This is a genomic window from Candidatus Sulfuricurvum sp. RIFRC-1 (assembly GCF_000310245.1).
Taxonomy (GTDB): domain Bacteria; phylum Campylobacterota; class Campylobacteria; order Campylobacterales; family Sulfurimonadaceae; genus Sulfuricurvum.
In genome coordinates this window covers 1,379,339-1,395,525 of the sequence record NC_020505.1, presented here as the reverse complement: position 1 = coordinate 1,395,525, position 16,187 = coordinate 1,379,339, and the positions used below count along the sequence as shown (strand labels likewise).

At 44.1% G+C, this 16,187-nt stretch carries 18 protein-coding genes; 13 read left to right on the top strand and 5 right to left on the bottom strand.

What is annotated here, in order from left to right; translation table 11 throughout:
• Positions 1-4: 4 nt before the first annotated feature.
• On the top strand, positions 5-295 hold the full coding sequence (locus tag B649_RS07060; protein WP_015653829.1) for a 2Fe-2S iron-sulfur cluster binding domain-containing protein: 291 nt from the start codon (positions 5-7) through the stop codon (positions 293-295).
• A gap of 200 nt (positions 296-495) precedes the next feature.
• Positions 496-1,761, top strand: coding sequence for an RNA polymerase factor sigma-54 (gene rpoN, locus B649_RS07055; RefSeq protein WP_015653828.1), 1,266 nt, complete (start codon positions 496-498; stop codon positions 1,759-1,761).
• Positions 1,762-1,763: 2 nt separating this feature from the next.
• Here the strand turns inward: rpoN and B649_RS07050 are convergent, their stop codons facing one another.
• Both B649_RS07050 and B649_RS07045 read right to left on the bottom strand, forming a co-directional pair.
• Complete coding sequence (locus B649_RS07050) at positions 1,764-2,687, bottom strand: 5'-nucleotidase (protein WP_015653827.1); 924 nt, start codon at positions 2,685-2,687, stop codon at positions 1,764-1,766.
• 43 nt (positions 2,688-2,730) lie between these two features.
• Complete coding sequence (locus B649_RS07045) at positions 2,731-3,126, bottom strand: P-II family nitrogen regulator (RefSeq protein WP_015653826.1); 396 nt, start codon at positions 3,124-3,126, stop codon at positions 2,731-2,733.
• A gap of 206 nt (positions 3,127-3,332) precedes the next feature.
• Between B649_RS07045 and B649_RS07040 the strand changes: the two genes are divergently transcribed.
• The 6 genes from B649_RS07040 (at position 3,333) to B649_RS12230 (ending at position 9,307) form a co-directional block, all read left to right on the top strand.
• Positions 3,333-4,310 (top strand): iron-sulfur cluster assembly scaffold protein, encoded by a 978-nt coding sequence (locus tag B649_RS07040; protein WP_015653825.1) that lies wholly within the window; start codon positions 3,333-3,335, stop codon positions 4,308-4,310.
• 2 nt (positions 4,311-4,312) lie between these two features.
• Positions 4,313-5,434: an aldo/keto reductase gene (locus tag B649_RS07035; protein WP_015653824.1), complete on the top strand. Its 1,122-nt coding sequence runs from the start codon at positions 4,313-4,315 to the stop codon at positions 5,432-5,434.
• Positions 5,424-7,082 (top strand): FAD-dependent oxidoreductase, encoded by a 1,659-nt coding sequence (locus B649_RS07030; RefSeq protein WP_015653823.1) that lies wholly within the window; start codon positions 5,424-5,426, stop codon positions 7,080-7,082. Before B649_RS07035 ends, B649_RS07030 begins: the two co-directional genes overlap by 11 nt.
• A 38-nt stretch (positions 7,083-7,120) precedes the next feature.
• Positions 7,121-7,333: a putative nitrogen fixation protein NifT gene (gene nifT / locus B649_RS07025; RefSeq protein WP_015653822.1), complete on the top strand. Its 213-nt coding sequence runs from the start codon at positions 7,121-7,123 to the stop codon at positions 7,331-7,333.
• A 165-nt stretch (positions 7,334-7,498) separates the two neighbouring features.
• On the top strand, positions 7,499-8,323 hold the full coding sequence (locus tag B649_RS07020; protein ID WP_015653821.1) for an AraC family transcriptional regulator: 825 nt from the start codon (positions 7,499-7,501) through the stop codon (positions 8,321-8,323).
• Positions 8,324-8,332: 9 nt separating this feature from the next.
• Positions 8,333-9,307 carry a diguanylate cyclase gene (locus tag B649_RS12230; protein ID WP_015653820.1) on the top strand — a complete coding sequence of 325 codons (975 nt, stop codon included), beginning with the start codon at positions 8,333-8,335 and terminating at the stop codon, positions 9,305-9,307.
• Here B649_RS12230 and nifA read toward each other — a convergent pair.
• Positions 9,304-10,938 carry a nif-specific transcriptional activator NifA gene (gene nifA / locus B649_RS07010; protein ID WP_015653819.1) on the bottom strand — a complete coding sequence of 545 codons (1,635 nt, stop codon included), beginning with the start codon at positions 10,936-10,938 and terminating at the stop codon, positions 9,304-9,306. The genes B649_RS12230 and nifA overlap by 4 nt on opposite strands.
• A 140-nt stretch (positions 10,939-11,078) precedes the next feature.
• On the opposite strand from nifA, the gene B649_RS07005 reads away from it, so the two are divergent.
• Genes B649_RS07005 through B649_RS06985 form a run of 5 tightly spaced genes read left to right on the top strand, consistent with a single transcriptional unit; the run spans position 11,079 to position 14,688 of the window.
• Positions 11,079-11,627 (top strand): redoxin family protein, encoded by a 549-nt coding sequence (locus B649_RS07005; RefSeq protein WP_015653818.1) that lies wholly within the window; start codon positions 11,079-11,081, stop codon positions 11,625-11,627.
• Positions 11,628-11,650: 23 nt separating this feature from the next.
• Complete coding sequence (locus B649_RS07000; RefSeq protein WP_015653817.1) at positions 11,651-12,085, top strand: ankyrin repeat domain-containing protein; 435 nt, start codon at positions 11,651-11,653, stop codon at positions 12,083-12,085.
• Positions 12,078-13,280 (top strand): nitroreductase family protein, encoded by a 1,203-nt coding sequence (locus tag B649_RS06995; protein ID WP_015653816.1) that lies wholly within the window; start codon positions 12,078-12,080, stop codon positions 13,278-13,280. The genes B649_RS07000 and B649_RS06995 overlap by 8 nt, the downstream gene beginning before the upstream one ends.
• Positions 13,277-14,374 (top strand): alanine dehydrogenase, encoded by a 1,098-nt coding sequence (gene ald / locus B649_RS06990; RefSeq protein WP_015653815.1) that lies wholly within the window; start codon positions 13,277-13,279, stop codon positions 14,372-14,374. The genes B649_RS06995 and ald overlap by 4 nt, the downstream gene beginning before the upstream one ends.
• Positions 14,371-14,688 carry a hypothetical protein gene (locus B649_RS06985; RefSeq protein ID WP_015653814.1) on the top strand — a complete coding sequence of 106 codons (318 nt, stop codon included), beginning with the start codon at positions 14,371-14,373 and terminating at the stop codon, positions 14,686-14,688. Before ald ends, B649_RS06985 begins: the two co-directional genes overlap by 4 nt.
• 18 nt (positions 14,689-14,706) lie before the next feature.
• Here B649_RS06985 and B649_RS06980 read toward each other — a convergent pair whose 3' ends face one another.
• Positions 14,707-15,015, bottom strand: coding sequence for a nucleotidyltransferase domain-containing protein (locus tag B649_RS06980; protein ID WP_015653813.1), 309 nt, complete (start codon positions 15,013-15,015; stop codon positions 14,707-14,709).
• 54 nt (positions 15,016-15,069) lie between these two features.
• A complete protein-coding gene (locus B649_RS06975; protein ID WP_015653812.1) occupies positions 15,070-16,101 on the bottom strand; it encodes a hypothetical protein in 1,032 nt (343 codons plus the stop codon).
• Positions 16,102-16,187 lie beyond the last annotated feature (86 nt).

The window sequence follows — 16,187 nt, the reverse complement described above, 5'->3', positions numbered from 1 at the left end:
TGGGATGACAACACGTGTAGAAATTATGAATGACTTTTTGGCGATCAACGTCATACCGGGCAAAACGATCCAAGATATCGTTGAAGCTTCAGGGAGTGCACTTCCATTCGGGTGCCGTGACGGTGAGTGTGGTACCTGTGTCGTAATGATCGAATCAGGTATGGAGTACATGAGCGAAATCAATGAAAAAGAGAAAGCGGTACTTAAAACGCTGAATGAAAGTAACCCAAAAGCTCGTCTTGCTTGTCAAATGAAAGTTATTGCACCAAACGGATTGGTACGTATTAAATACTAAGCCCATTTATGAAGAACGCCATCGGAATACATTCCGATTGGCTTCGCCAATGTTTCTCTGAAACGCTTGCCTCATTCGAGGCAGATTTATCAACTGCCTATTTTTTAACCACCTATCTGCCTAAAAAAGTCCTATAATTTTCATAAGAACACAATATGCATTTGATCTTATAAAAGTGTATATTTTTTAGGAGGTGTATCATGCAAACAACATTATCGTATAAGCAAAAGCAACTCCCGCGACTCTCGATGCAAACGTGGTTGCCGCTGTTGCAATGCTCCCTGAATGATCTCGAAAAACATCTGCAAGTAATTACAAATGAAAATCCTTGTTTAGAGGTGAAATCAGGCTTTGAAGAGTCAAATTCCGGGGCAGGGGGGAATACAGCGTATGGCGCATTTCAGAACTATGTCTCTAATGCATCAAGCGATCAAATCGAGTGGCTCAGTATCTCTTCGACATCACTGTACGAAAAACTCGATGAACAGATTGTAGCCCCTCTTTTTCCGACACCGATATCGCAAAAGATCGCTCGTCAAATTATCTATTACATTAATGACGAAGGGTATTTTGAAGGATCGGTCGAAGAGGTAGCTCAGCAGTGTGATACCGATGCTCATACTGTGGAACGAGTACGCCAGCGATTTGCCCATTTGGAGCCTTCCGGCGTCGGTGCTGCGGATTACAAAGAGTCATTTTTGTTTCAGCTCAGTGATCATGATTTGGATGATGAACTCTCTATTTTGCTCGGTGCGATGATTTTACAGTTCGATAAGATGGAAAAATTTATCAATCACCCACGACTGCATGATGCCAAACATGTATTGCAACATTTGAGAAATCCTCCGGCGTTGGAATACATGGAGCCAGAATCACAGATTACTCCCGATTTGTTTGTCGAATTTGCAGGATCGGAGCTCAATATTCGTATCAACCATGCGTTTTATCCCGATTTACAGGTCAACATGATCGACAAATACGACAATTTTGCGAAACAAAAGTTCAAAGAAGCGCGTGAGCTGGTCAAACTTCTCGATTTGCGCAAGGCGACACTTTATAACGTTGCGTTGGTATTGCTCGAAAAACAATACGCCTTTTTTATGGGGGGAGAACTCAAACCGCTCCGACTCCAAGACGTTGCCGATGAACTGGGATTTAACGAATCGACGATTTCACGAGCGATTGCCGATAAATATATTCAAACGGAGCGGGGATTGTATGCGTTTAAAGACTTTTTTTCGAACTCGATCGGCGAAGTTTCTACTTCAGAGATCAAACATTTCCTGAAACGGCTTGTGGGAAGTGAAAACAAAGACGATCCGTTTAGCGATAAAACACTTCATGAGATGATCGAAGAGCGTTTCGGGGTCAAAATGGTACGTCGTGTTATCGCGAAATACCGTCAAGAACTGGATATCCCATCGTACAAAGAACGATTGTTCTTGTACAAGTTGGAATTGCTTTAAAATTAGCTGTTTTGCGCAAGCGGTGAAGAAGAGCTATACGGCACTTTTGCGCTGGGGGTCTCTTTGGAGGTTTTTTCGAGATGAACGTCTTGGTCATCGAAGAAAATATCGGCTTGAAACGCTTTTACAATCTCGTATTTGTCCACACCGCCTAGAAAAAAGGCTTCATCGATACGAACTCCCCACTCATTGAGGGTTCGTATTACACGCTCGTGTGCAGGAGAGTTGCGCGCGGTAATCAATGCGGTTCGGATCGGTGCAGAGATATCGTCGGGAAAATGGGTTTGGATCTTTGAAATGATCCGTAATAATTTGGCAAACGGCCCATCGGGCAGTGATTTGGCGACGTTCTCTTTTTCGTGGGCGATAAAAGCGTTTAGCCCTTGCAGTTTGTAAATTTGTTCCGATTCGTCTGAGAATAAAACCGCATCTCCGTCAAATGCGATCCGAACTTGATGGGAAATCGGCTCATTTTGATTCCCCTCAAACGGTAAAATCCTCGCAGCGGCTATCCCTGCATCGATCGCATCGCGGACATCGTCTTCGTAGGCCGACAAAAAGAGATCCACTTTGAAGGGTAATAGGTATTTTGATATCTTTTCCCCACCCGTCCATGCAGAGCGGACGATATCGAGATTATACGCTTCGATCGATTTAGTTATTCGTAGGCTGGTGGCGGCATTGTTGCGTGAGATAATGATGACTTCGATGTGTTTTCCATCATCAAACAAAGTATTGATGGCTAAAAAGTTGTTGACAAGACCAAAAGCCGTCCCCGGTTGGAGAACGTCGAGCTCTTTTTCCAGTTGATGCTGATAATACTCTTTGAGCCCTTTTTCCTCAAAAATGCTATTTTCTTCTTCAAGTGAGAACAATGCTCTGGAAGAGATGGCAATAACAAGCTTATTTTCTAAATCATATCCCATTCATGCTCCGCAACAGAAAGTCATTGCGGATATTATAGCACTATTAGCTCGATGGGGTGTCGACAGCGGTAAAGAAGGTGTTGCTTTTATGTGTAGCGCGAGGGATCGGTTGCGTCAGTGCCGATTCGTCTCTTTCCCCTGTACGGATACGCTCTACTTCGAGTACCGGAGTGACCCATATTTTACCTGCACCGTGGCCTAAATCCTGAGTATGTGCACGGATCGCTTCCATCGTAATCTCTTTTGTTTTTTCATTTGATACTACGACAATAATCATAACTTTCGGATACAAATCGGGGGCATTGTTTTTTTCGGCAATACCGAGAGAACCTTTTCCGATGACATCTGTAACGGTTACACCTTCGATTTCGTTATCAAATAATTCACGAAGAACATCGTTGAGACAGTGTTTGTTAAATACAGCAGTAATCTGGACCATTTTGGACCCCTTTATGTGGTTTGTTGATAAGTCATTATAAATTGAAAATGAGTGAGTATTCACTGTATAACTGCTTATAAATTAATCAACTTTGAATAATTGCATGCATAGAGTGTTCTCGAAAAATAATACTACAAAATTGTTATATCCAAATAAGAACAGCTCTTGCAATGGTTAAAAATATAATCCATTTACAGGAGCTAGTTATGGCACGTGACACACTGATCGGCGGAGCATTATGGGAAGAGTATTCAACTGAAGTACAACGACGGATGAACGATCCGATCAATATGGGTGAGATTACTCAAGAAGAAGCCGATGCAGCTGATAAAAAGTTGATTATTGCCGATTTCGGTGCGGAGAGCTGCGGGGATGCCGTACGTCTTTACTGGATGATCGATCCTAAAAATGATGTGATCGTAAAAAGCCGATTTAAAAGTTTCGGATGCGGTACGGCGATTGCCAGTTCAGACATGATGGCAGAACTATGTATGGAAAAAACGGTTGATGAAGCACTTAAGATCACTAACATCGATGTGGAAAAAGCACTTCGTGACGAGGAAGATATTCCGGCAGTTCCCGGGCAGAAAATGCACTGTTCCGTTATGGCGTATGACGTAATCAAAAAAGCGGCATCAATCTATAAAGGGGTTGATATGTCCGAGTTTGAGACCGAATTTATCGTCTGCGAATGTGCCCGTGTCAGTCTCGACACCCTTAAAGAGGTGATTCGTCTCAACAAACTTGAATCGATTGAACAAATTACCGATTACACTAAAGCGGGCGGTTTCTGTAAATCGTGTATTAAACCGGGCGGACATGAGAAAAAAGATGTCTATCTCGTCGATATGCTTGCAGAAATCACCGCTGAGCTTCAAAAAGAGGCAATCAGTAAAAAGATCAAAGAGGCAAAAGGAGACGGAAACTTCAATGCGATGAGTTTGGTACAAAAACTCCGCAGTATTGAATCGATTCTCGAAGAATACATTCGTCCTACTCTCAAAGCCGACCATGGAGATGTTGAAGTGATCGATCTCAAAGAGGTAGACGGAGAACACGAACTCTATATCCAGTACAAAGGTGAGTGTATGAGTTGTTCTATGAACACGACAACAACCCTCGCAGGAATGCAAGATATGCTAAACTTTAAACTCAAATCTAACTTGCGAGTGATGGTGGTTTAAGAATGTTATGTGCCACAAAAGAGGGAACTTTTTCGTATCTCAAAAAATTCGGTAATTACTCGAAAGATTTTTACCGTTTTAACGGAGAACTCTTTTTCCCATCTCTCGGGATCGGAACCTATAAAGCCGAACCGTACAAAGAAGATAATTATATTATCAACTACGCAGAGGCCATAAAAATGGCACTTCGTCGTGGAATTAATATGATCGATACGGCGATCAACTACCGCTATCAAATGAGCGAGCGTGAGATTGCCGAAGCGTTGAATGCAATGTTTCAAGAGGGTGAAATAAAACGTCAAGAGGTGATCATCGCTTCCAAAGCAGGTTTCATCCCTCTGGATTTCCCGTTTCCAGAGAATCCCTACGGATGGATACAAGAGAATATCATTCAGACGGGATTAGCGACCAAAGAAGAGATCGTTATCGATCAGCACTGTATGAGCCCTAAATATTTACGTTGGAGCTGTGAGCAGTCGTTACGCAATTTGGAGTTGGAAACGATCGATATTTTCTATCTCCATAATCCCGAAACACAGCTCGGATACGTCGATCAAGAAACGTTTTATGGCCGTATCGAAACAGCATTTAAGCTTTTTGAAGAGCTAAGAGCGGAGGGTAAAATCGTCTCTTACGGGATAGCGGCTTGGAACGGATTTTTGTATGAAGCGGATCATACCGAGTACATCGCCCTCTCAAAAGTAGTAGAAATTGCTCGTCGTGCGGGTGGGATAAACCATGGGTTTAAATACCTCCAAAGTCCGTTTAATCTGGCAAAACCGCATGCCTACGGTTATGCAAATCAGCAAGCTGAAGATGGGATGTATTATCCTCTTATGCATGCGTGCGCTAGCTATGGGATAACGTATATCGGTTCCTCTCCTCTGCTGCAAAAAAATCTCTTTAAAAGAGCGTTTGCACCGGATGTCGCTGAACTTATGAATACGAATGAACTGAGCGACATTGCCAGTGCATTACAATTTGCGCGTAGTGCAGGGGGGATCTGTGCAGTATTTGGTGCCGTTGATCCTGCCCATGTCATAGATAATGCGGTTTTGTGTTATCTCCCTGAAGCTTCCGCCAAGGCAGTAAATACGCTTATGAAGGGTGCTTATGCTGTATGATGTAATTGTTGTCGGCAGCGGTATCTCCGGATTATATGCCGCACTTAGTGCCAAACGTGCCGGACTCAAGGTTGCTTTAGTCAGCAAAAGCAATCCTCTGCGTTCCAATTCTGCCGTAGCATCTGGGGGAATCAATGCCGTACTTAAAACAACGCGTCACGATTCATGCCGTGATCATATCGCCGATACGTTAAAGGGAGCCGACAAGCTCGGTCGTCTTGCCGTTGTCAGTGCTATGGTAACCGGTGCAGAAGAGATCATTAATGATCTGCAATCGATGGGAGTTGCCTTTGATACCAACGAAGAGGGACACGTTGCTCAACGCCCATTTGGGGGAACAAAAGCAAAGCGTACATGCTATATCGCTGATAAAACGGGCGCTTCAATTACCCAAACCCTTCTCGTACAGTGCCGTAAAGAAGGGGTAAAAATATTTCCTAATCATCTTATGCTCTCGATTGCTACTTTTAAGGAACAACTTTCCGGTATTACGCTCCTTAGACGTCGAGATTCACAAGTAATCGCCTTTGCGTGCAAATCGCTTGTACTGGCTGGAGGAGGGTTTGCCGGAATATATCGCGGTCACTCTACTAATTCCCAAGAATCAAGCGGAGATGTCATCGCTATAGCACTCAGAGCCAAGATGCGTTTAGCCAATCTGGAATTTGTTCAGTTTCACCCAACAACACTAGCCAACAGCGGTACTTTAATCAGTGAAGCAGCACGGGGAGAAGGTGCGTATATCGTTGATGAAATGGGGGAACGCTTTACCGATGAGCTACAAACACGCGATAAACTCTCTCGTGATATCGTTCTTCATCAGTTGAATGGTCATACCGTTTATCTTGACTTCCGCCATTTGGGTGAAGAGTTGATCGACAAAAAACTCCCATCCGCGCGTAAACATGCCCTCAACGGCTCAGGAATTGATATCCTCACTGAATTGCTCCCTATCACGCCATCCGCTCACTATACCATGGGCGGAATTTGGAGCCGCAACGATACCTCTACGGATATTGCAAATGTTTTTGCCTGTGGTGAATGTGCCCATAACGGTGTACACGGAGCAAACCGTTTGGGCGGTAACAGCCTGCTTGAAGCCGCTTATTTTGGTAAGGTCGCCGGTACAGAAGCGGCCAAAGCGGCTAAAAAAGGGGTGTTCCATCCTATCGATTATGCACAGGTTGCACAAGAACTACGCTACGTTGATAGTATCATCGAAGGCGAAAGTCGATTTAATATCAACACGATGCGTCGTAACCTCGGCAATAATCTTTATAAAAATGCAGGGGTTTTCCGCACCCATGATTCGCTTGCCAATGCATTGGAATACGTCCATTATCTGATGAAGATGTCATCAGGATTGTGTTGTGTTAATAAAGAACGGACCGATAACGTCGAGCTGATGTCGATTATCGAGTTTCGTAATGCTCTCACCGTGGCAGAAGCAATGCTCATGTCGGCATTAGCGCGTGAAGAGAGCCGTGGTGTCCATTATCGGGATGATTTTCCCCAACATGATGGTAAAAATTATGAGGTCAATACGATTATTCGCCGCCTCGCAGCAACTTTTTTACGCATAACATTCGAAGGGCATCTCTCATCGGATTGGTGGCATCGGATACGAAAGTTTTTTCATGCACAGTAGTGCGATGAATTTAATACATACAATACAAAGGATACACAATGGCAAAAGTTATGTTACGTTACGACTCTAAGGGAGCGATCTCTTTTTATGTTGCAAAAAAAGATATGGAAGAGACGATTCTCACGTCAGAGTTTGACAGTGAAGAAAAATGGGGCGGTGAGGTAAAACTCAGCAACGGCGAAACATGGTTTATCGAACCGGGCGTAAAAAAATTCCCTTCAGAAGTTGTCGCTGTACGTCGCGGCGACTGATATTTTCTCCACCCATTCACTTCTTGAATGGGTATTTTCTCCGATTTTTTCATAAAACTATCCTAAAAATTCTCATAAGACATTTTTTTTCGTTTAATTGGCGGAATTTTACAAGACATTTTTCTCTCCGTAGCTTATCATTAGCGCTGTTAAAGGATTTTATGTATGAATATTATTTGCCACCAAAGCCCTTTTATCGATTCTATTTATCACATTCCAACTTACCACTATAAAAAAGAGCAAGATTTTCAATTTATCGGTGCCCCTTCTGTCCATGAACATATTATTTTAAATAATGGGTGTGCCGTTCTCACATTTGAAATAGACGGCAAAAAATATGAATTTGACGGTGATTTAGTGTGCGGTAAATTTACCCATGCCCCAAAAATAAAAATAGTATTTAAAGACACGTGTCAAGAATTGACGATTATCCGTCTGAGTGCATGCGGTATGTTTAGACTCACCGATACTCCGATCGTTTCGATGGTCAACCATATCGCTCCGGGATCAATGATTAATATTAACGTTCCAGCAGAGGATCGGGCAGTAAAATACATTCAATCGGTCGAAGAAATGATGAATGGGGAATCCCAGCATCGTTCTTATACCATTACACGTGAGATTATCCGCTATGTCAATGCCAATTTTACGCAACTGCCGACCAATGCGACAAAAGAGGTTGCCAAACATTTCGGTATTTCTGAGAGTTCGCTGCGGCGTTATTTTAAAAAATATCTGGGGATCAATCTCTCTACCTACATCATCACGATTAAACGCAAAAAGATGATTCAAGCATTGTACGAAAACAATTACGACTCTATGAGTGTGAGGGAAAACGGTTACTACGATCAGTCCCATTTTTTGAATGACTTCAAACGTCTTTACGGTGTACCGCTCAAACAGTATTTTAATGATATTCAAATACTGAAAGATCAAGCCCCGGATTTAATGCATTTTTTATATCACTGCAATATAGAAAATACGATTTAAGGGGAATATGTGATAGTAGAAGCATTGGCTCTAACGCATTCGACCCCGATCGGTAAACTTTTTGATTATGAAAGCAAGGTACGGACGTTTGATGCTGATGTGATGATGCGTGAGGTATTTGAATACTTTACAGCATATACTACCGATGTTGTTATCATCACAGAGAGAGCACTGTCAGTTGGGATTATAACGCTCAAAGATATGGTGAGAGTCCTAAGTGATTGGGACAATTTAATGCTGCCGGTTAAAACCTTTATGACCGCACCGCTTAAGACGTTTCATTCGACGATGAGCATTGCCGAGGTTCTTGATGAGATGAAGCATGCACGGTTTGATAAAATCGTCGTTACCCACTTGGACGATTTGGTTGGCGTTATGGATCAACGTCATCTTCTTTCTCTGTGTTACAATCAATTGACCCCCTTTATCAAGCACGAATACAATATGCTCACTTCTCTCATGGGGATGGTAAACGAAGGGGAAAAAGGGTTGCTTAAAATGGCAACAACCGATACGCTGACCGGGATCGGAAATCGCCGATTACTCGAAGAGGTCTTTCAAGCCCATCAAAGCCTCAAAGAGCGCTATAGCATTACGCTGTTTTTATTGATGTTCGATATTGACGGATTTAAAGGTATTAACGATACCTACGGTCATAATATCGGTGATTTGGTCCTTAAAGAATTGACTTCACTGGTCAGCCGTTCGATTCGTAAATCCGATTTGTTTGTACGCTGGGGTGGCGAAGAATTCGCAATATTGCTCCGATACACGGATCCATTAACGGTGATGAAAATTGCAGAACAGATTCGTAAGCGGATTGATGAACACCCGTTTAAAACGATTACCCATCTCACGTGCAGTTTCGGATTGACATTGGTACAGCCGGGTGAAACGTTGGAGATGGTAATGGACCGAGCGGATAAAGCCCTCTATTGCGCTAAAGAAGAGGGGAAAAACAGTGTTCACCTAGAGATACGTTAGAGGTTGATCTCATACTGTTTGATTTTATATCCGATCTGACGGGCACTCATTCCCAATGCACGAGCCGCTTTGGTCTGAATACCGTGTGAATCGATCAGTGCTTGGATAATCGACTCTTTTTCCAACTCTTGAAGACTTTTACGGGTTACCGGTCCTGATGTCTGTGGCGCTGGTGTCGGCATGGCAGATGGATTCGATGTCGGCATCGATTGAGGTTGAGCAACTGATTCAGGCTGCATGTAAAGCTTTTGGTAATTAAACGGCAATACATGGCTCAGCATTTCCGGTTGGATTTCACCATCAGGACAGATGAGTACAATCCGCTCCATGGTATTTTGGAGTTCACGGATATTTCCCGGCCATGGATAATCGAGTAACAGCTCCATTGCCGGTTTAGAAATATGCATGTTTTTACGGTGCTCTTTCATAAATCGGTGGAGATAGTGCTCGATGAGGAGTTTCACATCCTCGTATCGCTCACGAAGCGGCGGAAGGTTGATCGGAATAACGTTGAGACGATAAAACAGGTCCTCACGAAATTCTCCTTTACGCACCATCTCTTCAAGATTACGGTTGGTCGCCGCGACGAGGCGGACATTGGTTTTGATCGTTTTATTTCCCCCGACTCGCTCAAACTCCTGCTCTTGTAAAATTCGGAGCAGTTTAACTTGGAGGGATGGGGTGATGTCTCCGATCTCATCGAGAAACAAGGTTCCGCCGTCAGCGAGTTCAAAACGCCCTTTGCGCATCTCTCTCGCATCGGTAAAGGCCCCTTTTTCATGACCGAAGAGTTCCGATTCGAGGAGTGTTTCACTGATAGCGGCGCAGTTTAGTTTGATAAACGGGCCATTTTGGCGGCGGCTGAGATTATGGACCGCCGTTGCAATCAACTCTTTCCCTGTCCCCGTTTCTCCACGAATCAAGATCGTAGCATCGGTCGGAGCAACGGTATTGATCATTCCGAATACTTGTTGCATACGGGTAGAACGTCCGACGATATTTTCGAATTTATAATCTTTTTGCATCTCCTCTTTGTAATACGTTTTGAGTTCGGTGAGAGACTCTTTCTCTTCGGTAATGGTTTGTTGTGCTTTGAGTGATCCTACGAAGAGTGAACCGACAATAGTAAGCATACGGACAATTTCGTCGAAGTTTAGAGGGCTGCTCTTTCCGATGTTGGCAGAAATAACTCCGATGACCTCTTCGTCTTGGAGGAGCGGAACCGCAACATAGGAGACCATTTGGGTGGAAATATTTCCCATTTTGTTGAGATAGTTGATGTTATTATGGATATTTTCGATGACGATCGGTTCACGGCTTTTTGCTGCCAAACCTGTTGCACCTTCCCCGAAACGATACGTTGCCACTTTTTTCTGATAGGGTTCCAAATCGATCGATGCTAAAAGCTCAAGTTCCTCGGTATCCTCTTTTTTACGGAAGAGGGCACAGCGTTCCAAATATCCGTGTTGTTTAAGACGACGCATCGCTTTTTCGATACTTGTTGTGATCTCAGTCGTGCTGGTGAGCATAACGGCGACTTCATAAAGGAGGTTAATCTCTTTATACGCAAAAGTCAGTGCACAGGTGCGGCACTCTTCACGATCTGGGATATTGGCTTCATAGGTCATCATGTCATCATCTTTTGTATAAGTTATTCACTAATTGTAATACAAAATAAAACAATGAACCTGTATTCACATGGATAAAAAATAGGCAGTTTGTAGAACTGATTTTGCACTACATTCTCAAAATGATCCAAAAAGGAGAGACGATGCAAATTACCGTTCATGGAACACCAACCCCTTTAGAGGGAAAAGAGATGAGTATTTGGCGTGAAGCTCCGGCTGCACGTGTTACAAACCTCGATGGAAGTCAAAACGTTATCGGAATGATTGCTCCGAGCGCACAATTGCTCATTGCGATCCCTTCACTGAAAACCGAAGTGTGTTCATTGGGTGCAAAGAAATTCAATGATCTTATCAAGCAGTTTAAAAAGCTCAAAACAGTAATGATTACGACAGACGATGCCGAATTTGTCAACGATTTTGTCACACGAGAGTGTATTGACAGTGCCGATATTGTAATCGATACCAATCGTGATTTTGCAAAAAAATTCGGAATTTTGATTACCGAGGGGAAACTTAAAGATCGTCTGGCGCGTGCCGTATTCGTTATCGACCAAGAGGGGATGATCAGCTATTTTGAGGTGGTTCCTGAGATTACGGATGAAGTCGATTATGATAAATGTATTGAAGCGGTTGATAAAGCAGCCAACTTCAAGAAAAAAGGACACGACCATGAAAACTGGATGGGTGTATAAAAAATTCTGCTAAGGAGTTTGTGATGGTAGAACAGTATATTACATGGTTAAATGAAAGAGGCTTTCACCCGGATGATCTCGAGTACCGTGGGTTTAACGGTAATACTCCGCTGATGCTGGCCGCATTGGAAGGTAATGCCATGATGGTATCGCGCCTTATCGAAGCCGGTTCGGATTTGTACGCGATTAACGATGACTTTAACGGAGTTCTCTTTAATGCCTGTTATGCGGCGTCACCTGAAGTGATACGTTTACTTGTAGAGGCAGGTGCCGATATCAATGATACCAATGAAGAGGGGACGACGGCACTGATGTACGCCGCATCCGCTTCACGCTTGGAATGCGTTAAAATGCTTTTATCGCTCGGTGCGAATGCCGGAATGCATAATGAAGACGGTTTCAGTGCCATCGAACTCACCAGTAACCGCGACGTGTTTAACCAACTGCGCAGTGCGTGAATCAACCCTCCTCACCCGTGAGTGGGTTGCTAATCAACAATCGTTTTTGGATTGGGAGTCGCAACCTTCATCGTTTAAACAGTACCCCCATTTTTGCTATCGTGTCCCTCTGAGGGATCACCCTTCGTTAGAATGGCTCGTACAAACACGATGCATTACCGATGAGCATATCATTGCCAAAAAGCCCTACCGCCGTCTCAATGTCCCCTCCGCCGGAAATCTTCACCCAATAGAGATCTATGTTCAGCTCCGCAATGTCGCAGGATTGCTCAGCGGTATTTATCATCTCGATGTTTTACATGAAGAGCTGGTTATGATCGCTGAGATTGCAGGGGAGGGGATAGAACCGTATGTCGGGTTGGATAAACGCTTTAGCGGGGTTATCGCGGTCCTATCTTTGGTGCCGTTTCGATCATCATGGAAATACGGCTTACGCGCTTGGCGCTATCTGTATCTCGATTTAGGGCATCAAATCCATGCACTTTGTGCTTCAGTACGACATTTTGGGCTTAGTTTAACAAAAATGTCAGTAAACGAACAACTCAAGAGTATACTGGGAATGGGTGAGGATGAGGTGATCGGGGCGGTTTATGGAATAGGCGAGATAAGTGAGCGTAGTGTAAAGCATTTAAGCAAACCGCTTATGTGTGTACAACCGACCGATTACAGTGAGAATTTAGAAGCACTTATCGAGACTGTGATGAGTACTCCCGTCTATAACGAAATCCCCGATACGCTTTTCTATGAAGATTTTCTTTCCATTAATGCATTACGCCGCAGCGCACGGGAATTTTTCCCGAATGCTATGAGTGATACGGTTATTCAAGCACTTATGTCGATACCTTCCCCCCCTTCTCTTGAGATTGTACCGTTTCTCTTTCAGGCACACGCTATGCATCCGGGTTTGTATCGTAACGGGAAATGTGCCGTGAGTGGAAATTTTAATTCTGAAATACTCCATCTGCTTTTAGATCAGCGTTTTATTTCAGGATCAAATATGGTAGTATTGATTTTTGCGGAAATTTTTTGTGCAGACTCTCACATCGAAGCGGGAATCTATGCGCAAGAACTCTATAGGACGTGTGAACATCACAATGCGATCTGCAGCGGGATCGGAGCTTTCTATGATGAAGAAGCATCCCGCTGGTCAGAAAAGCCACTGCTCTATGCAGTAGCAATAGGGGGGAAAGTATGATTATCGGAGTACCAAAAGAGATTAAAACGGACGAGTTCCGTGTCGGTATGACTCCATCTGGGGTTATGGAGTTGATTAAAGCCGGTCATAGTGTTATGGTTGAGCGGGGTGCGGGTTTGGGCAGCGGTTTTGAGGATGCGCAGTACCTAAATACCGGGGCTGTATTAATAGAGAGCGCCAATGATCTCTATGCGGCTGCCGATATGATTGTAAAGGTTAAAGAGCCGATAGAGGTCGAATACAACCGGTTAAAAGAAAATCAGATCCTTTTTACCTATCTTCATCTTGCCGCAGATAAAAAACTAACCGAAGTTTTGTGTGCAAAAAAAATCACTGCGCTGGCGTATGAGACACTTCGCGTAGGGCGACGATTACCGCTGTTAGAACCGATGAGCGAGATTGCCGGACGGATGGCAACGCTGTTTGGTGCCGTGCATTTGGGACGCTACAATGGCGGAAGCGGACGACTTCTCGGCGGTGCGGTTGGGGTGGAGCGCAACCGTGTTGTGGTACTGGGAGCAGGGGTAGCGGGTAAATCGGCGGCGGATGCGGCAGCAGGTCTGGGATCAGAAGTAGTGATGCTCGATATTAACACCGAACGACTCACCTATCTGCGCGATGTGATGGCACCCAATGTGACAATGCTATACTCTACCTACGATACGATATTGGAGTGTATTAAAACGGCTGATTTGATTATCGGAACGGTATTGCTTCCGGGGGCAAAGGCCCCTAAACTCATCACCAACGATATGCTGAGTTTGATGAAAAAAGGCTCTGTTCTAGTCGATGTCTCTATCGATCAGGGGGGCTGTTTTGAAACGTCTCATGCGACGACTCATTCACATCCGACGTTCGAGATTGAAGGTATCGTTCACTACTGTGTTGCCAATATGCCCGGAATGTATCCGCGTACTTCGACGGTTGCCCTGACCAATGCAACACTGCCGTACGCGATTAAAATCGCTTCAACCCCGTTGGAAGTACTGTTGCACGATGAAATCTATAGAGGGGCATTAAATACTTATGACGGAAACGTTACCAATGAAGCGGTAGCCATTGCCCACGCAATGCCATACAAAGGGATACTATGAGTGAAATTGACAAAGCTCACGAGATATTGGGGATCTACCGTTTTTACAAAATGGACGGCAAACTTTACCACTACGACGAAGATGATCGTCTCGATGAGCTGTTTGAGGCGGTTGTTTATGCGATCAATGATTGCGGTATGCTCAAACCGCTTCTGCCGCGCGAAGAGTTTGTTATCCCCTGTCGCGGGATACTGAACAAAGAGCGTGCATGGTTGCAACGGTTCGAACATCAGGATACGAAGGCTTTTTTCCTGAGCGATATATACGATTTTTTGAAGTTGTTTACGGGACGGACGAAGTTGCGGGTGAATTAGGCTAATTTGATCGACTCTTTAGACATAAATAGCCCGATCAATGATAAATTTTTTAGCCGTTTTTCCCATCCCCGTGCGATCTGCTAGATCGACTTTAGCACCGAGGGCACTACTGAGCTCATTTTGGATTTGACGGATGCGCTCAAAGGCTTGAAAACCGTATTTTGAGGCAAATTGCGGCGTTGCTTCGACGAGAATATCGATGTCACTTTTCGCGTCCGCATCATCACGTGAGTATGATCCGAAAAGGGCTTCTATCAAAAATCCTTCTTGCGCATACGTGCTTTTGACATTTCTAAGATAATCTAAGATTTGTTCTTTATTCATAATAACGATTATAGCAAATAATCTGTTTGAAACGATGCAAGTGATATTAATACCTTAAATTACAAACGCCCCGTCTCTATAAATCACTTCATCCCCAAGAGAAAACGTATGGGTATCGGCAAAGACATCGACATGATAGAGTCCGTCACGGCGTTTAAAACCGGGTTTACCGTAAGTGCCGTGTTTCGCCCCCAGTGATATATGAACCCCGCACATCCGCTCATAGGTTCCTGTATCAGCGACGGTGCGCGTTTTGCTAAAGGCTCGGTTGAGTCCGAAACCGAGTTCCCGTATCCAAACGACTCCCCCCTCATCTCGGCGTATATTAGATAATATTAGATCAAACGCAGGAGTCGAATTTTCACACGCCACGACTTGCCCCTCTTCGATGATGAGGGTGATAGGGGTTTCAGGGGTATTGATTTTATACGTTACATCCCCGAAACAATAAATTTTGACCCGTCCGTGAACGGCGCTGAGTTCTTGCGCTTCGGTAAACACCTCCCCCAGAGGGAACTGACCGCCCCAGTTGGGTAATCCCGTGTAATCGCCGATGTTGACTTTGGCAGACTCGAACGGAGAACCATAGATCAGCAGTTCTCCGCCAGTGTCGAGCACCCCCATGGGTGCTTGATCTATTTTAGACTGGAGGGTACGACCTAGATGTCGGTAATACGTTTTGTCGTATTCCAGCGAATCGATGAAATAGGATGCTTCATCATCCGACATACGGCTCAGATGGGGATGTTCTATTACTTTGAGTTTGAGTTTAAAGAGCTCGACACGCAAACGGAATGCATCGAGGCGGAAATTGGTCGATTGGATCAACACTACCAAATCTGAGGGATTCAGAGCTTCTAAAAGTGCCCGAACCTCTTGGGGCTCGTGTTCGTCGAAATCGATCATCCTTGCATGGGGGAGGGCGCGTTTGTACCCCTCCATCAAAATAGTAGCAATCAGACATCGTCTGTCATACACCACAATCGCATTTTCTTTATCGCTGTGATGAAATGCTTCATGTAAAAGACCACCTAGGTACTTTGTGGCTTTTGTAATCAACTCTTCTATATTGGTCGAAGTAAGCAAGATTTGTCCTCAATTGTGTTTGGATTCTTATATTAATACGCGAATTATAGCTTAGATTTTATTTTTAAAAGGCTCCGAAGAATCGG